Raw genomic sequence first — 20,936 nt, 5'->3', positions numbered from 1 at the left:
GGAGGTGTCATGAACGCTCCCTTCCCCCAATTGGTGGTCGCGCCGCCCAAGCATTTCGCCCCGGCGCAGGTCGCGCGAAGCCAGCAATCGGGGGTGCGCCGGCTGGGCCTCGGCGCACCGCTCGCCTGGGGCTGGATCCTCGGGCCCGGGCTGCTGCTGCTCTACTGGTCCGTGCTGTCGGCGACCGGATGGCTTGACCCTCGGGTGCTGCCGGCGCCCTGGACCGCGGTCGAGACGGCGATCGAGCTGATCCGCGACGGGCGTCTTCAGGATAATCTCGCCGTGTCGGCCTGGCGCGCGGGACAGGGGCTGGTGTTCGGCACGACCGTCGGGGTCGTGCTTGCCCTGCTGTCCGGCCTGACCCTACTCGGCGGCTATGTGATTGATGGGCTGGTGCAGCTGAAACGCGGCATCCCGGTGCTCGCGCTGATCCCGTTCATGGTGCTGTGGTTCGGCGTCGGCGAAGGCATGAAGGTGACGGTCATTGCCGTCACGGTGTTCGCGCCGGTCTATATCCAGACGCACACTGCATTGCGGGCCATCGACCTGAAGCAGGTCGAGCTGGCCGAGACGCTTGAACTGAGCCGATGGGGCTTCATCCGCCATGTCGTGCTGCCCGGCGCGCTGCCGGGCCTGCTGACCGGCCTGCGCTTCGGCGTGACCGCGTCATGGCTGGCGCTGGTTGTCGTCGAGCAGCTCAATGCGACGAGCGGGATCGGCTATATGATCACGCTCGCGCGCAACTATGCGCAGACCGACATCATGCTGGTCGGGCTGGTCGTCTACGCGCTGCTCGGCCTGACCTCGGACGCCGCGGTGCGGCTGATCCAGCAGCGCGCGCTGCGCTGGCGCCGGACGCTCGCGTCGTGAGCGCCGTCGTGCAGGTCCGCGGGCTCGTTCGCCGCTTCACCCGGAAAGGCGTGCTCGAAGGCATCGATCTCGACATCGCCGCCGGCGAGTTCGTCGCGCTGCTCGGCCGCAGCGGATCGGGCAAGAGCACCCTGCTGCGCGCGCTCGCCGGGCTGGATCACGAAGCGGAAGGAACGGGCACGATCCTGGTGCCGGAACGCTTGTCGGTCGTGTTCCAGGACGCGCGGCTGCTGCCGTGGAAGCGCGTGCTCGACAATGTCCTGCTTGGGTTGACGGGCGCGGACCGGCGCGCGCGCGGGCTGAAGGCGCTCGACGAAGTCGGGCTGGCCGGGCGCGAGAATAGCTGGCCGTACGAGCTTTCCGGTGGCGAACAGCAGCGCGTGGCGCTGGCGCGGTCGCTGGTGCGCGGACCGGCGTTGCTGCTGGCCGACGAGCCGTTCGGCGCGCTCGATGCGCTGACGCGAATCCGCATGCACGCGCTGCTCCGGCGCCTGTCCGAAGTCTATAATCCCGCGGTCCTGCTCGTCACGCATGACGTCGACGAGGCGATCGAACTGTCCGACCGGGTGGTCGTGCTCGACGATGGCAAGATCGTCGCCGACATCCGCGTCGCCCTCCCACTCGATGGCGTGGCCCGGCGCGAACGGACCGCCGCGCTTCAGCACGAGCTGCTCGGCCTGCTCGGCGTCGCGGTCGATGCCGCCACCTCTCCCTATGCCCGCAGCGAAAGGATTCCCGCATGAGCACCGATCGGAAACTTCGTCTCGGCGCCTTTCTCCAGGCGACCGGCCATCACGTCTCCGCCTGGCTGCATCCCGACACCGATGCGGATGCGGGGCACAATCTGGAGCATTACAGGAATCTCGCGCGCACCGCGGAGCGCGGCAAGTTCGACCTGGTGTTCGTGGCCGACAGCCCTGGCGGCTATGCCGATTTCACCGACGAGGCGACCTTTCGCCAGAACGCCAAGGCAGCGCATTTCGAGCCGGTAACGCTCTGGGCGGCATTGTCGCAGGTGACCGAGCGCGTCGGTTTCGTCGCCACCTCCACCACCACATATGAAGACCCCTATACCACGGCGCGGAAATTCGCCTCGCTCGACTGGATCACCGGCGGACGCGCGGCATGGAACGTCGTCACCACCGGCGCCGACGTGTCGGCCAATTTCAGCCGCACCGAGCATCTCGAGCATTCGAAGCGCTACGAACGCGCCGAGGAATATATCGATGTCGTGAAGGGCCTGTGGGACAGTTACGAGGACGATGCGTTCGTGCGCGATCGCGCGTCCGGCGTCTTCCTCGATACGGAGAAATTCCATGTGCTCGGCCATCAGGGCGAGCATTTCCAGGTCCGCGGGCCGCTCAATATCGGGCGTCCGCCGCAGGGCTATCCGGTGATCGTCCAGGCCGGCGCGTCCGAGCCGGGCCGGGAACTGGCGGCGCGGACGGCCGAAGTGATTTTTACCGCCAATCTGCTGCTGGAGGATGCACAGGAATTTTACGGCGATGTGAAGGCGCGGCTCGGCAAATATGGCCGACGGCGCGAGGATCTGCTGGTGATGCCGGGCATCTTCGCGGTGCTGGGCGGTACCGAGACCGAGGCGCAGGCAAAGTACGAAGAGCTGCAGTCGCTGGTACACCCGGCGATCGCCTGGGGCATTTTGAACCGGCATTATCAGGGCGTCGACCTGTCGAGCTATACGCTCGACGATGTCGCGCCGCCGCTGCCCAACGACACCAATGGCAGCAAGAGCCGGCTGAAGCTGGTCTCGGACCTAGTCGAGCGCGAGCGGCCGACCTTGCGCCAGCTCTATCGCCAGGTCTCGACCGCGCGCGGCCATCTGACCACGGTCGGCACGCCCGAGCAGGTCGCCGACCTGATCCAGACCTGGTTCGAGACCGGCGCGGCTGACGGCTTCAACGTGATGCCGCCGATCCTGCCGACCGGGCTAACCGATTTCGTCGATCAGGTCGTGCCGATCCTTCAGCGCCGCGGGCTGTTCCGCGAGGAGTATGAGGGCAAGACGTTGCGTGAGAATCTCGGGCTCAGGCGGCCGGTGAACAGCTTCGCAGGGCGCGCGGCTGCCGTGGCGGAGGCATCGTGAGCGAGGCACTTCAGGCGCGCTATCGCCATGACGGCGGCGCAGCGATCCACCGCAACCCCGCGATCGACCTGCTGATTGGGCATCGATCGGTGCGAGCCTATCTGCCCGACCCGCTGCCCGAGGGCACGATCGAGACCCTGGTTGCCGCAGCGCAATCGGCCGCATCCTCCTCCAACCTTCAGGTGTGGAGCGTGGTCGCGGTGCAGGACCCCGAACGCAAGGCGCGGCTGGCGGCGCTGGCCGGATCGCAGAAGCATATCGTCGAGGCGCCCTTGCTGCTCGTGTGGCTGATCGATTTCGACCGGCTGACTCAATTGGCGACCGCGCGCGGCGTGCCGGCCGAGGCGCTCGACTATACCGAAACCTTCCTGCTCGGATCGGTGGACACGTCGCTGGCGGCGCAGAATGCGGTGGTCGCGCTGGAATCGCTGGGGCTGGGATCGGTCTATATCGGCGGGATCCGCAACCGGCCTGCCGAGGTCGCGGCGGAACTCGACCTGCCGCCGCGGATGTTCCCGCTGTTCGGCCTGGTGGTCGGCGTGCCGGATCCGGCACGCCCGGCCTCGATCAAACCGCGCCTGCCGCAATCGTCCGTGCTGTTCCATGAGACCTATGCCTGGACCGACCGGCAGCATGACGGCGCGCATGCCTATGACGAGCGCCTGCGCAGCTTTCAGCGCGAGCAGGGCATGGCGGAGCGCGGCTGGACCGAATTGGCCGGGGAACGGACGCGCGGGCCGGACTCGATGGCGGGGCGGCATGTACTGCGGACGGTGCTGGGTGAGCTGGGTTTCGCGCTGCGATAACACTCGAGCAAGGCGATCGCGCTTTCGCCTGCTCTCCATCTGTGTTAGCCGAATAACACAGATGGAGGCAATTCTTGGCCATTCGACGCGCGCGGCATGAATTCTGGGGTTCCGGGCCGGCCTATCGCGAAGCCGCCGGTTTCACCTTCCACCGCCTCGACGCGACGGCGCCCGAGGAAGAGGTGGAAACCCATAGTCATGACGAAGCACATTTCGTGCTCGTGCTGGGCGGGCGGTACATGTCCTCCGCCAAAGGGGCGCCGATAGCGTCGTCCACGCCGCTGCTGCTGTTCAATCCGGCGGGCACCACGCACCGCGACCGCTTCTATCGCGGCCAGGGCAGTTTCCTCGCGGTGTCGGGCGGCCCGGCGAACGACGAGGGACAGGCGATCACGGTGCTCGATCCCTATGCGATCTGGACCGCGCATCGCCTTGCGCGGGAGCTGGAGGACGCCACGCTGCCGGCACTCGGCCTCGACGGGCGGGCGCATCAGCTTGTCGCGAGCGTTATGCCATCGACTTCGGACGAAGCGCCCGACTCCGCGGAACCGCCATCCTGGCTGCGCCGGGCGTTCGAGATGAGTTTCACCGCCAACGATAGCGAGCTGAGCGTCGCCGACATGGCGACCGAGGCGGGTGTGCATCCGGTGCATCTCGCCCGGGTGTTCAAACGCTATCTCGGCTGCTCGCCCGGCGAATATCTGCGCGGACGGCGGCTGGAGCGCGCGGCGGCGATGCTCGGGGCACCGCACGCGTCGCTAGCCGATGTCGCCTGCGCCACCGGTTTTGCCGACCAGGCACATTTCAGCCGCGCCTTCCGGTCGGCCTTTCGCAGCACGCCGCTGGCTTGGCGTCGCGAGCGCGATGTTGCGCGGATACAAGACTGAGGTGCTGCGATCCATGCAGGGATCGGCGACCCTTTCTGTCCGGAACCCGTCATGCGTATCATCAAGACCATTGCCTCGACCATGATCCTCACCGCCCTGCTGGCCACCCCGGCGCTCGCCGACCCCGCCGATTCCGGCAAGGCGAGCGCGCTGGCCGGCCTGTGGCAAGCGAAGAAGCAGTTCGGCCCGGACGTGCGCGGCGAACTCACTCTTGTCCGCGACGGCACGACATGGCGTGCGCAGATCGCCGGCCGCGATGCGATCGCCACCCTGGACGGAAATACCCTCACCTTCTCGCTGGCGAACGGCGAAGGCAGTTTCCGGGGCAGGCTGATTGACGGCGGCAAGCGCATTCGCGGCCATTGGCTCCAGCAACGCACCGTGACGAGCGGCACCGCCTATCTGACCCCGGTCGAGCTGGTCGCACGGGGAGCGGGCCAGTGGCGTGGTGAGGTCCGACCGCTGGACGACAGCTTCACGCTATATCTCAAGATCGATGCCCATCCCGATGGCAGCGCGCGCGTCTTCCTGCGCAATCCGGATCGCAATATCGGCCGGTCCGTCGACCTGCAGCACATCACGCGGGACGGGGACAAGATTACGCTACTCGGCAAGCCCGGCGGCGCGGACAAGGAAGTGCAGATCTCCAGCGGCAGCTACGACGCCGAGAATGAGATACTCTTGGTCTTCATCCCGGGGCGCGGTGGTACCTATGATTTCGAGCGGGCGGGCGAGGAGAGCGATTTCCATCCCCGGCCGGGCAAGGCGCCCTATGCCTATCGCCCGCCGCTGGTCCGGGACGATGGCTGGCCGGTGGCGACGCTCGGCGCCGTGGGCATGTCGGTGCCGACGATCGAGCGCTTCGTGCAGATGGTGATCGATACGCCGATCGATTCGGTCCACGCGCAGGACATCCACAGCGTGCTGATCGCGCGGCACGGCAAGCTCGTGCTCGAAGAATATTTCCACGGGCAGGATGGCAGCCAGCTGCACGACACGAGATCGGCGGCGAAGAGCCTGATCGCGGTGATGATCGGCGCGGCGATTCAGGATGGTGCGAAACTGAGTCCTGCCACGCCGGTCTACAGCCTGATGAACGGGGGCACCTTCCCCACTGGCCTGGAGCCGCGCAAACGCGCGATGACGCTCGAGCATCTGCTGACCATGTCGTCGGGTCTGCATTGCGACGATCGCGATCCGAAGGCGCCGGGCAACGAGGATGTGATGCAGAACCAGGACGCGCAGCCCGACTGGTATCGCTATGCGCTCGACCTGCCCATGGCCTCGGCGCCGGGCGAGGCCGCGATCTATTGCAGCACCAACCCGAACCTTACGGGCGGCGTTCTGGCCAGGGCGACCGGCGTGCGGCTGGAGGACAGTTTCGACCGGCTGATCGCCCGGCCGCTGCAGTTCGGCCGCTACGCCCTCAACGTCCAGCCGACCGGCGAGCCCTATATGGGCGGCGGCGCGCAGTTCATGCCACGCGACTTCATGAAGCTCGGCCAGATGATGCTCGACGGCGGGACCTGGCACGGAAAGCGCATCGTGAGCGCTGACTGGGCGAAGCGTTCCACTGCCCCGATCCGCGAGATGCGCGGGCTTCATTACGGCTATTTCTGGTGGGGCATCGACCTTCCTTACAAGGGCAGGACGCTGCCGGCGTATTATGCCGCGGGCAATGGCGGGCAGGTGGTGATGGTCGTGCCCGCGCTCGATCTCGTCGTCGCGATCTTCGGTGGCAATTACAGCGACAAGGTGATGTACCTGCCGCAGGAGATCTACACGCCCCGATATATCCTGCCGGCAATCGAATAAGCGCCCGATTTCACGTCATTTCCCGTTCGCTTTCGCGCGCTCTTCACGGCAGGATAGGACAATCGCTGCCGGGAGGATGTGATGGATCGAGTACGCAAGATCGCATGGGGCTATTTCGCCGGCTTCATCGCGGTGGTCGCGATCGGCTATGTGCCGGGCTTCCATGACGCGGACGGCAATCTCTTCGGGCTGTTCAAGCTCGATCTCTACGACGACAGCCTGCACCTTGCCTCCGGCATCTGGGCCGGTGTTGCCGCATGGCTCTCCTACCGGGCGTCGCGCGGCTATTTCCGGCTGTTCGGGCCGCTCTATTTTCTCGACGGCGTGCTCGGCCTGATCACCGGCAGCGGTTATCTCGACGGGGGCATCTTCCTCTACGGGCCGCTCGACCTGTCGCTGACGATCCGGTTCTTCGCCAACCTGCCGCATCTGCTGATCGGCGGATTCGCGATCTATACGGGCTATGTCCTCGCGCGGCGGCCTGCCGCGGCGGCATGAAACGGCGCTGGAAGATCGCGATCGGTATCGGCGGCGTGGTGGCCGCGACGATCCTGATTCCGATGGCCTATATCGAGGTCGGTTGCCGGTCGCCGATCGCCGGGTTCGACCCGGGCGCCCCGTACAAGCCGATCCTGTCGCCCGCCGAGCGGCGGCCCGAGGCGCGGACCTTCCTGACCTATCCCGAATGGCACATCGTCTATTCGGCGGAGAGCTATGGCCGGCATCTGACCGCGGGCCAGCGACCGAGCAGCTATGCGTTCGGCAGCGATATCGGCGGTTTCTGGTCGAGCTATTGCGCGCTCAACCGCGCGACGGCGGACGGCGATGCGGGCGACGCCAAGATGATGATCTACACGATCGGCATCAGCTATACCGTCGAGATGCTGGTCAAGGCGGCCTATGAGCGGCTGATCGGACAATTCTTCGAATGGACCGGCGGCTGGCGCAGTGCCGACGACCGTTACGCGGCCGGCGTTCAGCGCGAATATGGCTGGTTCATGCACGAGACGCCCTGGTACAAATTCCCGTTCGGCAGGGCGTTGAGCGGGGAATGGCGGACGGCGGACAGCAGGAACCGGCTCCGGCATTATGAGCGCCGCTTTGCGCTCAGCGCCGAATATGGCGTGAAGGCGGGCTATGCGAAACTGATCGGATCGGCGGCGGGCGCGACGATGGACCCGGCGGCGCCCACGCTGCGGTTCGTGGCGACGGGCACGCCGGCGGCGATCCGGGCGATCGACCCGCGCCTCAAGCCGATCCGCGCGGCGGGCGGAATGACGGTGGTCGAGGCGCCGCGTTATGCGCAATTCACCGATCTGCTGGGCAAGCTCGCCGCCTCGCGGATCGGGATCGTCGAGATTTCCGGCAATGACGACGTCCTGGTCACTATCCTTGCTCCCGCCTCGGCCGGGCCGAAGCCGGAGGAAGGTACCGTGCTCATTTCCCAACCGCTGGCCGATCGGCCCGGCTGGAGCCGCTATGGCATCTCGACCAGGGTCCCGAAGCTGCTCGCGCTGCTGCGCGCGATCAAGGCGCGCGGCGGGACGGTCGAGCATGTGTATGATTATTAGGGCTGAAGCGAACCGGATATTTCGGGGCCCCGTTAAACAAAGCCTCCTTGTGTCCCCGCGAAGGCGGGGACCCAGTCTGGGCTCCCGCCTTCGCGGGAGCACAACGGGTAGCTTCGCGCGGCCATGACACCGTGGCTGTAAGCACTCCCAGAAACCTGCTCCGCATCGCGGCGAAGGTCGCGCTGGTGCTGGGCGGCTGGACGGTGATCATGCTCGCCATGCCCTTTGTCGGGCCGGCGCGGCAGGTCGCGGTGGTCGGGGACCGGGCGCGGGCACTCCGCGCCATCGCCGCCGCGGGCGGGAGGGTGGTGGAGGTGCGCGACGGGGCCATCCTGGCCCGGTCCGACAGGCCCGGTTTCGTCGCCGCGCTCTATCGCAACGGCGCGCGGCTGGTGATCGAGGGGCGGATCGGCGCGGGCTGCTTCAGCCCCGCGACAAAGGCGGGCTGAACGCCGGCGCGTAGCGCGCATACCAGCTGTTGCTGAACAGCCCGTCCGGATCCCAGCGCCGCTTCTCCGCGAAAAAGGCGCCGATCTGCGGATAGGAGCGCTGGAGCTGCGCCGGCGTATAGTGAAGCTGATAGGGCAGGAAGAAGCGCCCGCCCTGCTTCACCGTCAGGTCGATCAGGTCGCTGGTCAGCTTCGCCATCGCCTTCGTGCCCTCGGCATCGGTCTTCTGGTTGAGATACAGCACAACCGAGAAGGCGGGCGCGGGCGCATAGCTCAGCGCATTGCTTTCGGTGTCGACCGCGCGGATCGAAGCATTGACCAGGTTCGCATGCTGTTGCTGGAATAGTGTGCGCATCGCATCGATGAACGGGACGATCCGGTCGCGCGGGATGAAATATTCGTGGAGGATGTCGGTCTCGGCCGGCAAGGCGTTGCGCAGATAGGCGACGCTGTCGTGCATCGGATCGTTGCGCGAGACGAGGCACGCCTCCCCATCCCCCATCGCCTGGGCGCGAGTGATGGTGCAGGTCTCCAGCCGGTGCTCGATATGTTTTTCGGACCACCATTTGGCCGAGGCGAAGAAGCTGCTGCGCTTGGCGAGATTGACGGTGAGGCGGCGCAACCTGGTCGAGCTCACCTCGGTCAGCGGCGCGCGGGTGAGGTTCTGGTCTTCCGATACCTTGCGGTAGCTATACACCAAAGCCTCGCGCAGCAGCGAGCCGGGCGCGGTCGAGAGATGGGTGTAGGTCAGTCCGACCGCCGGATCGGCCTCGAGCGTTGTGAAGGTCTTTGGAAACGCGCGATAGTCGATCATCGCGCGTTCGGAGCGGTAGACATCGTTGGGCACGACATCGAGCACCGCCGAGAGCAGCACGCCGAACAGGCCATAACCGCCGACGATATGGCTGAACAGATCGGGATTCTCGGCGCGGGACGCGGTGACGATCCGGCCGTCCGCCAGCATCACGCGCAGGCTGCGGATCGAGCGCATCACTGCCCCCGCCCGGTGGTCCATGCCGTGCGCGTTGACGGAGATCGAGCCGCCGACGGTGAAGATGTCGGTCGATTGCATCGCCTTGACCGCGAAGCGCGGATGGATCGCCTTCTGGATATCGTGCCAGGTCGCGCCGGCCCCCACCGTGACCGTCTGCGTCGCCGGGTCGAGCGCGATGCGGTTCAGGCCCTTCATGTCGAGCACCACTCCGCCACGGCGAAAGGCATGGCCGCCCATGCTGTGCTTCATGCCTGCGGGCGAAACGGTTAGGCCATGCGCGCGGGCATAGGCGATCGCGCCGGCCACGTCCTGCTCGCGCCGTACCGCGACCACGCCCGCCACCGGGGTGCGGCTGAGGCAGCTCGCGTCGTTGACAGTGCCGCCGCGCTGCGCCCAGGTCGGCTCGGGGACGTTGGCCGCATTGCCCTTCAGCGCGGGAAGCGGTGGCAGGATATCCCCGCAATCCTTGGCGCCGACCGGGTCGGCGGCAAGCGGCAGCGCGTAGAAGGTCGCGCTCGCCGCGATCAACGCGATCACCGAAACACCGATCAACAACTTTTTGCGTTTCATGGTGATTCCTCGATGCGGCGTGCCGGAGGATAGCGGTTCGGATGGCGCCTGCAACGCGCTTCGCAGCCAGGACAAGATCGGGAAATCCGGCTAGCGGCGGTTTCATCGACAGCGACGAACGGGATTCCCCATGGCGGACTACGACTATTGCACCGTGGACGTGTTCACGGACCGGCGTTTCGGCGGCAATCCGCTCGCGGTGTTCCCCGCCGCCGCCGGACTCGACACCGCCACCATGCAGGCGCTCGCGGCCGAGATGAATTACAGCGAGACTTCGTTCGTCTTGCCGCCGGCCGACCCGGCCAATACGGCGCAGGTCCGCATCTTCAACCGGACGGCGGAGATGCCCTTTGCCGGCCACCCCAATGTCGGGACGGCCTATGTCCTGGCGCAACTCGGGCTGGCGACGGGGCCGATCTTGCGGTTCGAGGAGATTGCCGGACTGGTCGAGGTTCGCCTGACGGGCGACAGCGGCACGGAGATCGATGCGCCGCAGCCGCTGAGCCTGAAGGGCGACTTGCCGACGGCGGAGATCGCCGCGTGTCTTTCCCTGCCCAGGGAAGCGATCGTGCTGACGGAGCATCCGCCGACCCGCGCGACCGTCGGCGTCGATTTCGTGATCGTCGCGGCCGAGCCGGAAGCGCTGGCCAAAGCCATACCCGATATCGCCGCCTATCGGCGCCTGGCCGATGCACGGCCCGAGCTTGAGGGTCGGCTGTCCATCTTCCTCTATGCGCTGTCCGGTGCGGGGGTGCGCGCGCGGATGTTCGCGCCCCTCGCCGGCACCTGGGAGGACCCGGCGACGGGCAGCGCCAATGCCACGCTGGCGGCGCTCCGCCTGTCGCTCTCCGGCGAGGAGACGCTTGCCTATGAGGCGGTGCAGGGCGTCGAGATGGGGCGGGAAAGCCGGCTGTCGCTGCGCGCCTGGCGTGCCGACGACGGCATACGCGCCAGCGTCTGCGGGCGCTGCGTCAGTGTGTTCCGCGGGAAGGTGTCGTTGTAGCGCGATAGGCCGGCGCCCTCCCCTTCTGCCTCCCCGGCGGAGGCCGGGGCCCAGTTGGAACGGTTGATGTAACGGCGCGCAACGCCAACCATAATCGTCCCCCAACTGGACCCCGGCCTTCGCCGGGGAAGCAGTGGGTTGGCGGACGAGTCCCTCTATTCGACGGTCACCGATTTCGCGAGATTACGCGGCTGGTCGACATCCGTGCCCTTGGCCACCGCCACATGATAGGCGAGCAATTGCACCGGCACCGCATAGACCAACGGCGCGATCAGCGGGTGGACCTTGGGCATGGTGATGGTTGCCATGCACCCCTCGCCGGCCGCGGCGACACCGTCATAGTCCGAGATCAGCACGACCTTGCCACCGCGCGCCTGTACTTCCTGCATGTTCGACACGGTCTTCTCGAACAACGGGCCCGACGGGGCGATCACGATCACCGGTACATTTTCGTCGATCAGCGCGATCGGGCCGTGCTTCATCTCGCCTGCGGCATAGCCTTCGGCATGGATGTAGCTGATTTCCTTGAGCTTCAGCGCGCCTTCCAGCGCGAGTGGATAATCCGTGCCGCGCCCCAGATAGAGCACGTCGCGCGCACCAGCGATGACATGCGCCATGGCCTCGATCGACTCGTCATAGGCGAGCGCCCCATTCAGCGCAGCGGGCGCTTCGGCAAGATGCTTGACGATCGCCTTCTCGGCCGCCGCATCGAGCTTGCCCTTTGCGCGCGCCAGATTGGCGGCGAACGCGGCAAGCACCGCGAGCTGGCAGGTAAAGGCCTTGGTCGAGGCCACGCCGATCTCCGGCCCGGCGTGAGTCGGCAGCAACAGGTCGGCCTCGCGCGCCATCGAACTGGTCGGCACGTTGACGACCACCGCGATCGTCTGCCCTTCGGCCCGGGCGTGACGCAGCGCCGCGAGCGTATCCGCCGTCTCGCCCGACTGGCTGATGAAGAGGGCAAGGCCGCCCTCCTCCATCACCGGTTCGCGGTAGCGGAATTCCGATGCGACATCGAGATCGACCGGCACGCGCGCGAACTGCTCGAACCAGTATTTGGCGACCATGCCGGCGTAGAAGCTGGTGCCGCAGGCGACGATGGTGACTCGCTTGATCGTGCTCAGGTCGAATTCCGGGATCGGCAGCGTGACCCGCTCCTCCATGCGCTGGAGATAGGAGCGCAGGGTCTGGGCGACGACGATCGGCTGCTCGTAAATCTCCTTGAGCATGTAATGCCGGTGGTTGCCCTTGGACACGAGCTCGCCGGTGACGCCCGAAATGGTGATGGGCCGCTCCACCGCCTCATTGTCGCGGTCGTAGATTTGCGCGCCCTCGCGCGTGATGACGACCCAGTCGCCTTCCTCGAGATAGGAGATGCGCTGCGTGAGCGGCGCGAGCGCGAGCGCGTCGGACCCAAGATAGGTCTCCCCGTCGCCATAGCCCACGACGAGCGGCGAGCCGAGGCGCGCGCCGATCAGCAGTTCGGGATGCTGGCGGAACAGGATGGCGAGCGCAAAGGCGCCGTGCAGCCGCGGCAGCACTTCGGCGACCGCCTCGGCCGGCTTCATCCCGTTTTCGACCTTCTCGCTGACCAGATGGGCGACGACTTCGGTATCCGTCTCGCTGTCGAAATGGCGGCCCCGCGCGATCAGCTCGTCGCGCAGCGCCTTGAAATTCTCGATGATGCCGTTGTGGACCAGCGCAACTTCGTTCGTCGCGTGTGGATGCGCGTTGTTGGTGGTCGGCCCGCCATGCGTCGCCCAGCGGGTATGCGCGATGCCGGTCCGGCCCGGCAGCGGTTCCTCGGCCAGTACATTCACGAGATTGACCAGCTTGCCCGAGGCGCGGCGGCGATCGATCACGCCGTCATGCACGGTCGCGATGCCGGCTGAATCATAGCCGCGATATTCGAGCCGCTTGAGCCCGTCGAGGAGCCGGTCCGTGACCGCGTCCTTGCCGACGATTCCGACGATTCCGCACATAGAGAGTACCTTTAGACAGAGCTCAGTTCGCGAAGTTGGTGTCGACGAACGTCCATGTAAATATCAGCGGGTCGGGCTCGCTGCCGTTCGCCGCGACAAAAGCAGGCCGCCCCTTTTCCCAGATCCGGTGGATTTCATCCGGCATCGTCTCGGGGAACTCCATTTCCGCCTCGACGATCTCCAGCCAGGTGCCGGGCCGCTGGTAGATTTCCTGCAGCTTCGGCTCCATCGCCGTCATCATGGATTGCGATGCGGGGTCGAGCGCGCCGATCGCCTCGAGCACATAGCAATCGAGCAGCTTCAGAAAGGGTTTGCCGGCATAACGATCGCTCATGTCTTCGCGGCTTTGCGCGCGGCCATCGCCTCGCGGAATCGCTTCGCCCGGCCCGGCCGGGCCTCCTGTTTCGCGCGCGCGACCACCAGCGCATCGGCCTCGACATCCGCGGTGATGACCGATCCGGCACCGACCATCGCGCCGGCGCCGATCGTCACCGGGGCGACCAGCGCGCTGTTCGATCCGATGAACGCGCCCTCGCCGATGATGGTCTTGTACTTGAAATAGCCGTCATAATTGCAAGTGATCGTGCCCGCCCCGATGTTCGCGCCCGCGCCGATCTCGGCATCGCCGAGATAGGTCAGGTGGCTGGCCTTCGCGCCGGCGCCGAGCACCGCCTTCTTCATCTCGACGAAATTGCCGACCTTCGACTTCTCGCCCATCACCGCACCGGGGCGCAGGCGGGCGAACGGGCCGACCTCGGCTTTGGGCCCTACGGTCGCGCCCTCGATATGGCTGAAGCCGTGGATCGTGGCGCCATCGGCGATGCTGGTGCCGGGGCCGAAAAACACATTGGGTTCGATCACCACATCGCGGCCGATCCGCGTGTCATAGGCGAACCATACCGTCTCGGGCGCGATCAGGGTCGCGCCTTCGGCCATGGCGCGCGCGCGGCGGCTATGCTGCCAGCTCGCCTCGACCGCGGCCAGCTCGCCCCGGCTGTTGACGCCGGCCACCTCGGCCGCATCCGTCTCGATTACCGCCGAGGCGCGCCCATCCTCGGCTGCGAGCATCACGATATCGGGCAGATAGAATTCGCCCGCGGCATTGTCGTTGCCGACCAGAGCGAGCAGCGCGAACAGATCCTCCCCGCGCACGGCCATCAGCCCGGAATTGCACAAGGTCTCGGCGCGCTCCACGGGGGTCGCGTCCTTATACTCGACCATCTTCTCGATGCGGCCATCGCCATCGGCGATCACCCGGCCATAAGCGGCCGGATCGGCGGGGCGGAAGCCGAGCACCACCGTCGCCGGCTGATCGGCGCCGTGCAGGCGTTCGAGCATCCGCGCCATCGTCGCAGTGGTGACGAGCGGCACGTCGCCATAGAGGATCAGGATATCGCCGGCGAAACCCCCTATCGCTTCCTCGGCCTGATGCACGGCATGGCCGGTGCCGAGCTGCTCGCCCTGCACCACGGTCATCACGCCGAGCGGCGAAACCGCTGCCTCGACCTGCTCGCGGCCGGCACCGGTCACCACCACGGTGCGGCCGGGCTTCAGCGCCGACACGCTGTCGATCAGGTGCAGCAGCATGGGCCGCCCGGCGATCGGATGGAGCACCTTGTGCAGGTCGGATTTCATGCGCGTGCCCTTGCCGGCGGCAAGGATGATGGCAGCGATGGGTCGATTGGTCACGGTACCTGAACCCTATTCCGTCGAGCCGGAACGAAAAAACGGCATTACCCGGCCGGCCCTGCCATGATTGTCTTGCCAATTCCATAGTGCCGCTGGCAGGCGCGGCTGCCATGACGAAGTTTTCATTCGATATCGTCGGTTTCGACCTGGACGGAACCTTCCTGGACACGATCGGCGATCTGCGCGCGGCGGTGAACCATACGCTGGCCGCGGCCGGGCGAGAGCCGCTGACCATCGAACAGGTCAAGCCGATGATCGGCGCCGGCGCGAAGATCATGCTGGAGCGAACGCTGGCGGCAACCGGCGGGTGCAGCGAGGAGGAGTTCCGCCACCTCTACAAGCTGCTGCTCGCTTATTACGAAGCGCATATCGCGGTGGAGAGCCGCCCCTTCCCCGGTGCGGTCGAGGCGATCGAGGCATTGCGGGCGATGGGCGTGAAGACCGCCATCGTCACCAACAAGTTCGAAGGCTTAGCGGAAAAGCTGCTGAGCGAACTCGGCCTGCGCGACCGCTTCGATACGCTGATCGGCGGCGACACCATGGGCAAGGGCTTCGCCAAGCCACACCGCGCTCCGATCGACGAGATGATCCGGCGCCACGGCGGCGGCCGTGCGGCGTTTGTCGGCGATACGAGCTACGACATCCAGGCAGCGAAAAATGCCGGGGTGCCGGGCATTGCGGTCAGCTTCGGTTTCCTGCTGGGACCTGTGGAGGATCTGGGTGCGGATGCGATCATCGACAGCTATGCGGACCTGATTCCCACGCTTGAAAGGATGGCTCGTTGATCGATCGCGAAATGCTGGCCCGGCTGGCCTTTTGGGGGGCGTTGCTGTTCGCGGTGGTCATGGCGGTATTGCCCAAACCGCCGCACACACCGATCGATCAGTTCGGCGACAAGTTCGAACATATGCTGGCCTTCGGCACGCTCGCCGCGCTCGCCGCTGCCGGCTATCTCCAGACGCCGCTGTTGCGGATCGCCGAACGCCTGTCCTTCTTCGGCGCGATGATCGAGCTGGTGCAATCGATCCCGGCGCTGCACCGCGATTGCGACATCAAGGACTGGATCGCGGATACCATGATCGTCATCCTGGTGCTCCTTCTCGCAGCACCCGTCCGACGCGCCATCGCCAAGCGGAATCACCAGATTTTTCCGCTATAGCCCGAGACATTTCCTCGAGCCGCTTCGCGTTTTCAAACCGGCTTCCGCCTGCCCAATCGTGGCTCCGTGCCCGCCAGAAGGCGGCCGATATTCGCCCGGTGACGCCAGATGACGTACGCCGCGCCTGTCGCCACCAGAAGAATATAGGCCACCGGCTGGTGAAACACCTGCATGAGGACGAATGCGGCAAGTGCCGCCAGGATTGAGCTCAGCGACACAATCCGCGACAGCGCCAGCACGACGGCGAAGACGATCGCCGCACCAAGCCCTACTTGCCATGAAATGGCCAGCAGCACGCCAAGGCCAGTCGCCGCCGACTTGCCACCGGTAAAGCGGATGAAGATTGACCGGCTGTGTCCGACAATGGCGAACAGCGCCACGGCCATGATCGCCCAGGGCAGCCACGCGCTCATGTCGATAACGGGCGGCTTGGCGGCCATGACCGCCGACAACGAATAGAACCAATAGCCAAAGGCGACGGCGGCGAAGCCCTTGAGCAGGTCGATCACCAACGCGGCCAGGGCCGGCGCTTTGCCCAGGGTTCGCAGGACATTCGTGGCACCCGTCGATCCGGAACCATGTTCTCGAATATCGATGCCCCGAAGCAGCTTCCCCAGCCAATATCCCGTAGGAATCGCGCCGCACAAATAGGCGACCACGCCTGCGAGAAGATTGTAGGCGATCCAGGCTGCCATGCAGAGTCCTCCGTGTCCCAACCGGTTTATACCAGCTTCGTACCCTACGATACGGCATCCGGGCCGGCCGATTCCACACCGTCCACGCTTTCCCGACAGGATTGAGTCACGCCGGTATTGCGCCCACATCTCTCAGCTGGCCGCCAAGAGCACAGGGGAGTTTGAGATGACGGATCGAAGCCTGCGCCTCGCGCTGGAGCGCCATTGGGAGGCTTCGGACGCCGGCGATTTCGAGGCCGAGCACGATATCTATCACGAAGACGCGGTGCTGCATTATCCCCAATCGGGCGAGCGCATTCGCGGTCGGCGCAATATCCGGGAGAGCCGGTATCTTCAGCCGAACAGGAAACGATTCACCGTCAACCGGATCGTCGGCGACGGGGATCTATGGGTTACGGAATTCATGCTCAGCTATGATGGCATTCCCTCCTATGCCGTCAGTATCATGGAGTTCGACAAGGGCCTGGTCGCCCGGGAAACGCAATATTTCGCCGACCCCTTCGAACCCGCGGCGTCGCGTGCCCATCTCGTCGATCCGGCTGCTCCGGCACACCTTCCTGATCGCCGCAGTGACGCATGACCCGGACTATCAGCCCGGCCTTCGCATCAAGCCGAGGCCCGTTGGAACTACGAGCCTTGTCCGATGTGTCCCGCCGGTTTCGCCTCCAGCGGTATCGATGCCCGAATACGGAATTTACTGTCGTCGATCTCGTCCATCCGAACCGGCCCGAGCATCCTGTATCCATCGGCACTGAGGGTGGCCGCGAGCCCGCCGAGCAACAGCTCCTCCCGCTTTTTCACATCGTCATCGCCGGTCGGAGGCGGAATCGTTGCCGTCAGCGCGCACTCGTCGACGCTGCATCCCAGCGCCACATCCAAAAGCCTGGGATAGGCCTGGCGCACATGCGCGACCGCTATCTCGCGCGCCGCGGGAAGATCTGGCCCATGCGCCTGAACTGCCCTTGATGACGGCGCGGCAATGCCGGGCGCCGGAGTCGGCGCCTGGACCACGACGACACCTTCGGGCGCCGGCGCCCGGCTGGTCTCGAAAGCCTGTCGGACGCACCAGAAGACCGCAACCGCGAGCACGGCCGCGATCAGCCCATATCCAGGCAACCATCCCCGCTTCGACTTCTCGTTGTCCTGTGGCATGCGAACTCCGGTGGAGCCTGGACGGATCCGCCCCGCGCCGGATCCAGCGCGGGGCGAACCAGGTTAGCAGATGGTCGATCCGGACGGGCAGCCCGGGGAATCGGTGCCGGAATCGAGGTTGGGATTGAACCCCGGCGTGATGCTCGTGTTTAACGCAGCCGCCAGGACGCCTGAGAAGCGGGACTCCTTGTTGTCGAAATTCGTGCCGGCGAAATTAAAGTTCGACACGGTGTCGCGGACGCTGATCGAGGGATAGCCCTTCCAGCTCACCAGCGGCTGGATCACCCAGCTGCCCGTGCCGTTCTCGGGCGGCTCGTCGCCATTATCGGTCTTGGAGAAGCGCCAGAGATGGGAAAAGCCCCAGGTCTCGTAATGATAGACCATCTTGACGTGCTGGCCGCTGGAATCGCTGACGAAGCGCAGCTGGCCGCCGCTCGTGGCGCGGGTGTCCCACCCGCCATGATCGCCGCGCGTGACACCCACCACGGTGCTGCCGGTGCCCTGGTCGGTGGTCCAGACGATAACCGATTCCCAATCATAGGCGTGCGAAAAGTCCGACTGCCAGAAATAGCTGTAGACACGCGCGCAAAAGCCGTTGTTGCAGCGGCTTCGCGAATACACGTTGCTCTGGCTGAGGTAATTGGCGTTGCGGCACGACGCCGGCGGCCGGGTGGCGTAGGTGGAAGCGCCCGCGCTGATGCCGCCCGAACTGTTGACGGCCGAAACGTTGAAGCAGACGTCCGTATCGAAATCGACCGCGGGCTGAAACCGCTTGTCCAGCGCCGTTGCCAGTGCCGGCAGCGGCGCGACCGGCGCCGGCCATCCCTGCGCCAGTGCCGATCCGGCGTTCAGCAGCATGAAAGCCCCGATGGCTGCGCCCAACCAGGCCCGAACCGGCGAGGCAGCGATGCGCCCTCGCGACCTTTTGTCATGCGATCCGCATGCCGTTTGAAATAGGCTTCCCATACAATCTCCCGTTGCAGAAAGGTGATACGCACACCGCACGCACTCACTTCCGCGGTCGAAAATGTCGCGGAAGGCGAGTCTGGAAATTCTCATGGTCGCTGGGCACCGGCACCGCGCGTCCTCACAGGAGAAGACGGAAAAGCGCGACGATCCGGACAGAGATTTCTCGCGCGGCGCGGCATGTCGCGCCGCCGGCGAGTCAGGTTACGGCCGCGCCCCGGCCGGCAGGCCCCGCTGTTCTAGCGCGAAACGCAGATCGGCAACCGCGCGCGTGCAATGCTTCTCGATCGCGGCGCGACTCATCTCCAGGTCGGCGGCGATGATCGCGATCGGCATGTCGTCCAACCGGCGGCGCAGAAAGATTTCGCGGCGCAGCGGCGGCATCGCGCGCAACGCCTGGACGAGAATCGTCACCCGCTGCCGGTAATCGAGCACCGAATCCGCGCGCGGATAGTCGCAAGCAATCGTATCGCACAGCGCCGCCGAGGGCGGTGCCGCGCGCATGCGGCGAAAATGATCATGCATCAGGTTGCGCGCGATCGCGTAACACAGCGCCGCCACGTTCGCGACCGATCGGCGCTCGGCATAGACATAATAGCGCAGATAGGTTTCCTGGACGATGTCCTCGCGCGCATCCTGGTCGCGCAGGCGATTTCCGATGAAGCGGCTCAGCCCCTCGCGCAGCGCGATCTCTTCACTGAGCGCGACGTTACGGCGTCGAAAGGAGGGGATCTCGTTCATCGGATCGCGTCTCGCGCAAAGCGCGGCTTGGGCGGCATCGCTGATAGCTGCATTGCCGCGTCCCTCCGGGCGCGAGTCGTCGCCGCGCCGTGAGTGAGGTAAGCCTGCCCGGTGAAAGCTGGATGACGCCAACATGACCGCGCCGCCATCGCGCATGACCGAATGACGCGGCGAGCAAGGCTGGCCGGGCCGGAGAGGAATGGGTAGAGGAGCGACAATGCTCACCGGGTTCGGCCATCGTACAGTCACTGCCATCGTCATCGCCATCGTCGCGGCGGGCGCGGTGTTGTTGATCTCGTCGGACGTCCCGGCGACGCTCGTCACCCTGGTCGGCGGCATCGCCGCCGCATTGCTCGCGGCCGGCGCGGGCGACGAAACGACCGAGGCATCGAACGCCAAGACCGACCCGACGGCCCCCGCAGTGCCGGAGATCATCGAGGTGATCGAGGCGGTCGTCGAGCCGGTGCTGATCATCAACCAGGGCCGCGTCACTCATGCGAACATGTCGGCGCGTGCGCTGCTTGGCGGACATATCGTGGGCGAGGATGTACGCCTTGCGATCCGTCATCCTGCCGCCGCGGAACGGCTTGCCGGCCCGGCCGGCAGCGTGCCGCAGGGACCGATCGACCTGGTCGGGCTCGGCACGCTCGATCAGCGTTGGCAAATGCATGTCGGGCGCGCCGCGGGCGGCCAGCGCATCGTCCATCTGATCGACCAGACGGGAAATTATGCCGCCGAGCGCATGCGCGTCGATTTCGTCGCCAATGCCAGCCACGAACTTCGCACGCCACTCGCCTCGATCCTCGGCTATATCGAAACCCTCGAGGAAGAGGCCGGCGCCGACAGGGCCGTGCGCAGCCGCTTCCTGAAGATCATGTTCGACGAATCGCGGCGGATGCAGCGGCTGGTCGAGGATCTGATCTCGCTCAGCCGGATCGAGGCGGAGAAATACCGGCTGCCGGACAGCGCGGTCGACCTGCGCGATCTGATCGGCGAAGTGCGGACTGAACTGCTCGACGCGCGCGATGCGCGCGGCAACGAGATCGTGGCGGATATCGCCGCGGACGTGCCGGCCGTCGCCGGCGACCGCGCGCAGCTGAGCCAGGTGCTCCACAATCTGATCGGCAATGCGATCAAATATGGCCGGCCCGGCGCACCGGTGTCGGTCCGGCTGTGGCGCGACCAGACGGGCATGGTGCGGATCAGCGTGGCCGATGAAGGCGACGGCATCGCGCCCGAGCATATCCCCCGGCTGACCGAACGATTCTACCGGGTCGACGCCGGGCGCAGCCGCGCGGCGGGCGGCACCGGCCTGGGTCTGGCGATCGTCAAGCATATCGTCGAGCGGCATCGCGGACGCCTCGATATCGCCAGTATCGTCGGCAAGGGCACTACCGTGACCGTGCTGCTTCCCGCTCACGGAGCGGGTGTCATCAAACGGTAACGCAACTGTCACACAGGCGCGTTGATCGCGCTGCTAGCGCGA

At 66.0% G+C, this 20,936-nt stretch carries 22 protein-coding genes; 14 read left to right on the top strand and 8 right to left on the bottom strand.

The annotated features are described in order from the left end of the window. The first annotated feature begins 9 nt into the window (after window positions 1-9). The 9 genes from ACZ1I5_RS05380 to ACZ1I5_RS05340 all read left to right on the top strand — a co-directional run bounded on the left by ACZ1I5_RS05380 (window position 10) and on the right by ACZ1I5_RS05340 (window position 8,502). Entirely contained in the window at window positions 10-870 is an 861-nt protein-coding gene (locus ACZ1I5_RS05380; RefSeq protein ID WP_465172701.1) for an ABC transporter permease, read from the top strand. Next, window positions 867-1,613, top strand: coding sequence for an ABC transporter ATP-binding protein (locus ACZ1I5_RS05375; protein WP_465172700.1), 747 nt, complete (start codon window positions 867-869; stop codon window positions 1,611-1,613). Before ACZ1I5_RS05380 ends, ACZ1I5_RS05375 begins: the two co-directional genes overlap by 4 nt. After that, window positions 1,610-2,974 carry an LLM class flavin-dependent oxidoreductase gene (locus ACZ1I5_RS05370; RefSeq protein ID WP_465172699.1) on the top strand — a complete coding sequence of 455 codons (1,365 nt, stop codon included), beginning with the start codon at window positions 1,610-1,612 and terminating at the stop codon, window positions 2,972-2,974. The genes ACZ1I5_RS05375 and ACZ1I5_RS05370 overlap by 4 nt, the downstream gene beginning before the upstream one ends. After that, window positions 2,971-3,780, top strand: coding sequence for an NADPH-dependent oxidoreductase (locus tag ACZ1I5_RS05365; protein WP_465172698.1), 810 nt, complete (start codon window positions 2,971-2,973; stop codon window positions 3,778-3,780). Before ACZ1I5_RS05370 ends, ACZ1I5_RS05365 begins: the two co-directional genes overlap by 4 nt. Before the next feature lie 74 nt (window positions 3,781-3,854). Continuing rightward, on the top strand, window positions 3,855-4,667 hold the full coding sequence (locus tag ACZ1I5_RS05360; RefSeq protein ID WP_465172697.1) for a helix-turn-helix transcriptional regulator: 813 nt from the start codon (window positions 3,855-3,857) through the stop codon (window positions 4,665-4,667). 51 nt (window positions 4,668-4,718) lie between these two features. Continuing rightward, a complete protein-coding gene (locus ACZ1I5_RS05355) occupies window positions 4,719-6,482 on the top strand; it encodes a serine hydrolase domain-containing protein (protein WP_465172696.1) in 1,764 nt (587 codons plus the stop codon). 81 nt (window positions 6,483-6,563) lie between these two features. Continuing rightward, window positions 6,564-6,980, top strand: a complete 417-nt coding sequence (locus ACZ1I5_RS05350; protein WP_465172695.1) for a DUF4383 domain-containing protein — start codon at window positions 6,564-6,566, stop codon at window positions 6,978-6,980. Beyond that, complete coding sequence (locus tag ACZ1I5_RS05345) at window positions 6,977-8,053, top strand: hypothetical protein (protein ID WP_465172694.1); 1,077 nt, start codon at window positions 6,977-6,979, stop codon at window positions 8,051-8,053. The genes ACZ1I5_RS05350 and ACZ1I5_RS05345 overlap by 4 nt, the downstream gene beginning before the upstream one ends. Window positions 8,054-8,184: 131 nt before the next feature. Further along, window positions 8,185-8,502: a hypothetical protein gene (locus ACZ1I5_RS05340; protein ID WP_465172693.1), complete on the top strand. Its 318-nt coding sequence runs from the start codon at window positions 8,185-8,187 to the stop codon at window positions 8,500-8,502. Here ACZ1I5_RS05340 and ACZ1I5_RS05335 read toward each other — a convergent pair. Next, on the bottom strand, window positions 8,477-10,066 hold the full coding sequence (locus tag ACZ1I5_RS05335; RefSeq protein ID WP_465172692.1) for an FAD-binding oxidoreductase: 1,590 nt from the start codon (window positions 10,064-10,066) through the stop codon (window positions 8,477-8,479). The two genes, ACZ1I5_RS05340 and ACZ1I5_RS05335, sit on opposite strands and share 26 nt — an antisense overlap. 130 nt (window positions 10,067-10,196) lie before the next feature. Here ACZ1I5_RS05335 and ACZ1I5_RS05330 point away from each other — a divergent pair, with 130 nt between their 5' ends. Beyond that, entirely contained in the window at window positions 10,197-11,069 is an 873-nt protein-coding gene (locus ACZ1I5_RS05330; protein ID WP_465172691.1) for a PhzF family phenazine biosynthesis protein, read from the top strand. Between the two features lie 155 nt (window positions 11,070-11,224). On the opposite strand, the gene glmS is transcribed toward ACZ1I5_RS05330, so the two are convergent. From glmS to glmU, 3 genes are read right to left on the bottom strand one after another with little or no spacing between them, the layout of a single operon-like run. Then, window positions 11,225-13,048: a glutamine--fructose-6-phosphate transaminase (isomerizing) gene (gene glmS, locus ACZ1I5_RS05325; protein ID WP_465172690.1), complete on the bottom strand. Its 1,824-nt coding sequence runs from the start codon at window positions 13,046-13,048 to the stop codon at window positions 11,225-11,227. A 22-nt stretch (window positions 13,049-13,070) separates the two neighbouring features. Continuing rightward, window positions 13,071-13,382 (bottom strand): hypothetical protein, encoded by a 312-nt coding sequence (locus tag ACZ1I5_RS05320; protein WP_465172689.1) that lies wholly within the window; start codon window positions 13,380-13,382, stop codon window positions 13,071-13,073. Beyond that, window positions 13,379-14,737 carry a bifunctional UDP-N-acetylglucosamine diphosphorylase/glucosamine-1-phosphate N-acetyltransferase GlmU gene (glmU, locus tag ACZ1I5_RS05315; protein WP_465172688.1) on the bottom strand — a complete coding sequence of 453 codons (1,359 nt, stop codon included), beginning with the start codon at window positions 14,735-14,737 and terminating at the stop codon, window positions 13,379-13,381. The genes ACZ1I5_RS05320 and glmU overlap by 4 nt, the downstream gene beginning before the upstream one ends. 110 nt (window positions 14,738-14,847) lie before the next feature. On the opposite strand from glmU, the gene ACZ1I5_RS05310 reads away from it, so the two are divergent. Continuing rightward, window positions 14,848-15,522: an HAD-IA family hydrolase gene (locus ACZ1I5_RS05310; protein WP_465172687.1), complete on the top strand. Its 675-nt coding sequence runs from the start codon at window positions 14,848-14,850 to the stop codon at window positions 15,520-15,522. Continuing rightward, on the top strand, window positions 15,519-15,896 hold the full coding sequence (locus tag ACZ1I5_RS05305) for a hypothetical protein (protein WP_465172686.1): 378 nt from the start codon (window positions 15,519-15,521) through the stop codon (window positions 15,894-15,896). The genes ACZ1I5_RS05310 and ACZ1I5_RS05305 overlap by 4 nt, the downstream gene beginning before the upstream one ends. A gap of 32 nt (window positions 15,897-15,928) precedes the next feature. Here the strand turns inward: ACZ1I5_RS05305 and plsY are convergent, their stop codons facing one another. Then, entirely contained in the window at window positions 15,929-16,591 is a 663-nt protein-coding gene (plsY, locus tag ACZ1I5_RS05300; protein ID WP_465172685.1) for a glycerol-3-phosphate 1-O-acyltransferase PlsY, read from the bottom strand. Window positions 16,592-16,757: 166 nt separating this feature from the next. Here plsY and ACZ1I5_RS05295 point away from each other — a divergent pair, with 166 nt between their 5' ends. Beyond that, a complete protein-coding gene (locus ACZ1I5_RS05295) occupies window positions 16,758-17,171 on the top strand; it encodes a nuclear transport factor 2 family protein (RefSeq protein ID WP_465172684.1) in 414 nt (137 codons plus the stop codon). A gap of 47 nt (window positions 17,172-17,218) precedes the next feature. On the opposite strand, the gene ACZ1I5_RS05290 is transcribed toward ACZ1I5_RS05295, so the two are convergent. The 3 genes from ACZ1I5_RS05290 to ACZ1I5_RS05280 form a co-directional block, all read right to left on the bottom strand. Continuing rightward, window positions 17,219-17,743: a hypothetical protein gene (locus ACZ1I5_RS05290; RefSeq protein WP_465172683.1), complete on the bottom strand. Its 525-nt coding sequence runs from the start codon at window positions 17,741-17,743 to the stop codon at window positions 17,219-17,221. A 63-nt stretch (window positions 17,744-17,806) separates the two neighbouring features. After that, the gene (locus ACZ1I5_RS05285; protein WP_465172682.1) at window positions 17,807-18,601 is read right to left on the bottom strand and encodes an NPP1 family protein; all 795 of its coding nucleotides are present in this window, start codon (window positions 18,599-18,601) and stop codon (window positions 17,807-17,809) included. 312 nt (window positions 18,602-18,913) lie between these two features. Next, complete coding sequence (locus tag ACZ1I5_RS05280) at window positions 18,914-19,450, bottom strand: RNA polymerase sigma factor (protein WP_465172681.1); 537 nt, start codon at window positions 19,448-19,450, stop codon at window positions 18,914-18,916. Between the two features lie 217 nt (window positions 19,451-19,667). Between ACZ1I5_RS05280 and ACZ1I5_RS05275 the strand changes: the two genes are divergently transcribed. Further along, window positions 19,668-20,894: an ATP-binding protein gene (locus tag ACZ1I5_RS05275; RefSeq protein WP_465172680.1), complete on the top strand. Its 1,227-nt coding sequence runs from the start codon at window positions 19,668-19,670 to the stop codon at window positions 20,892-20,894. The last annotated feature ends 42 nt before the right edge of the window (window positions 20,895-20,936 follow it).

The sequence above is a fragment of the Sphingomonas sp. BL-S-30 genome (genome assembly GCF_055521475.1).
This window is presented reverse-complemented; position numbering and strand designations above follow the sequence as displayed.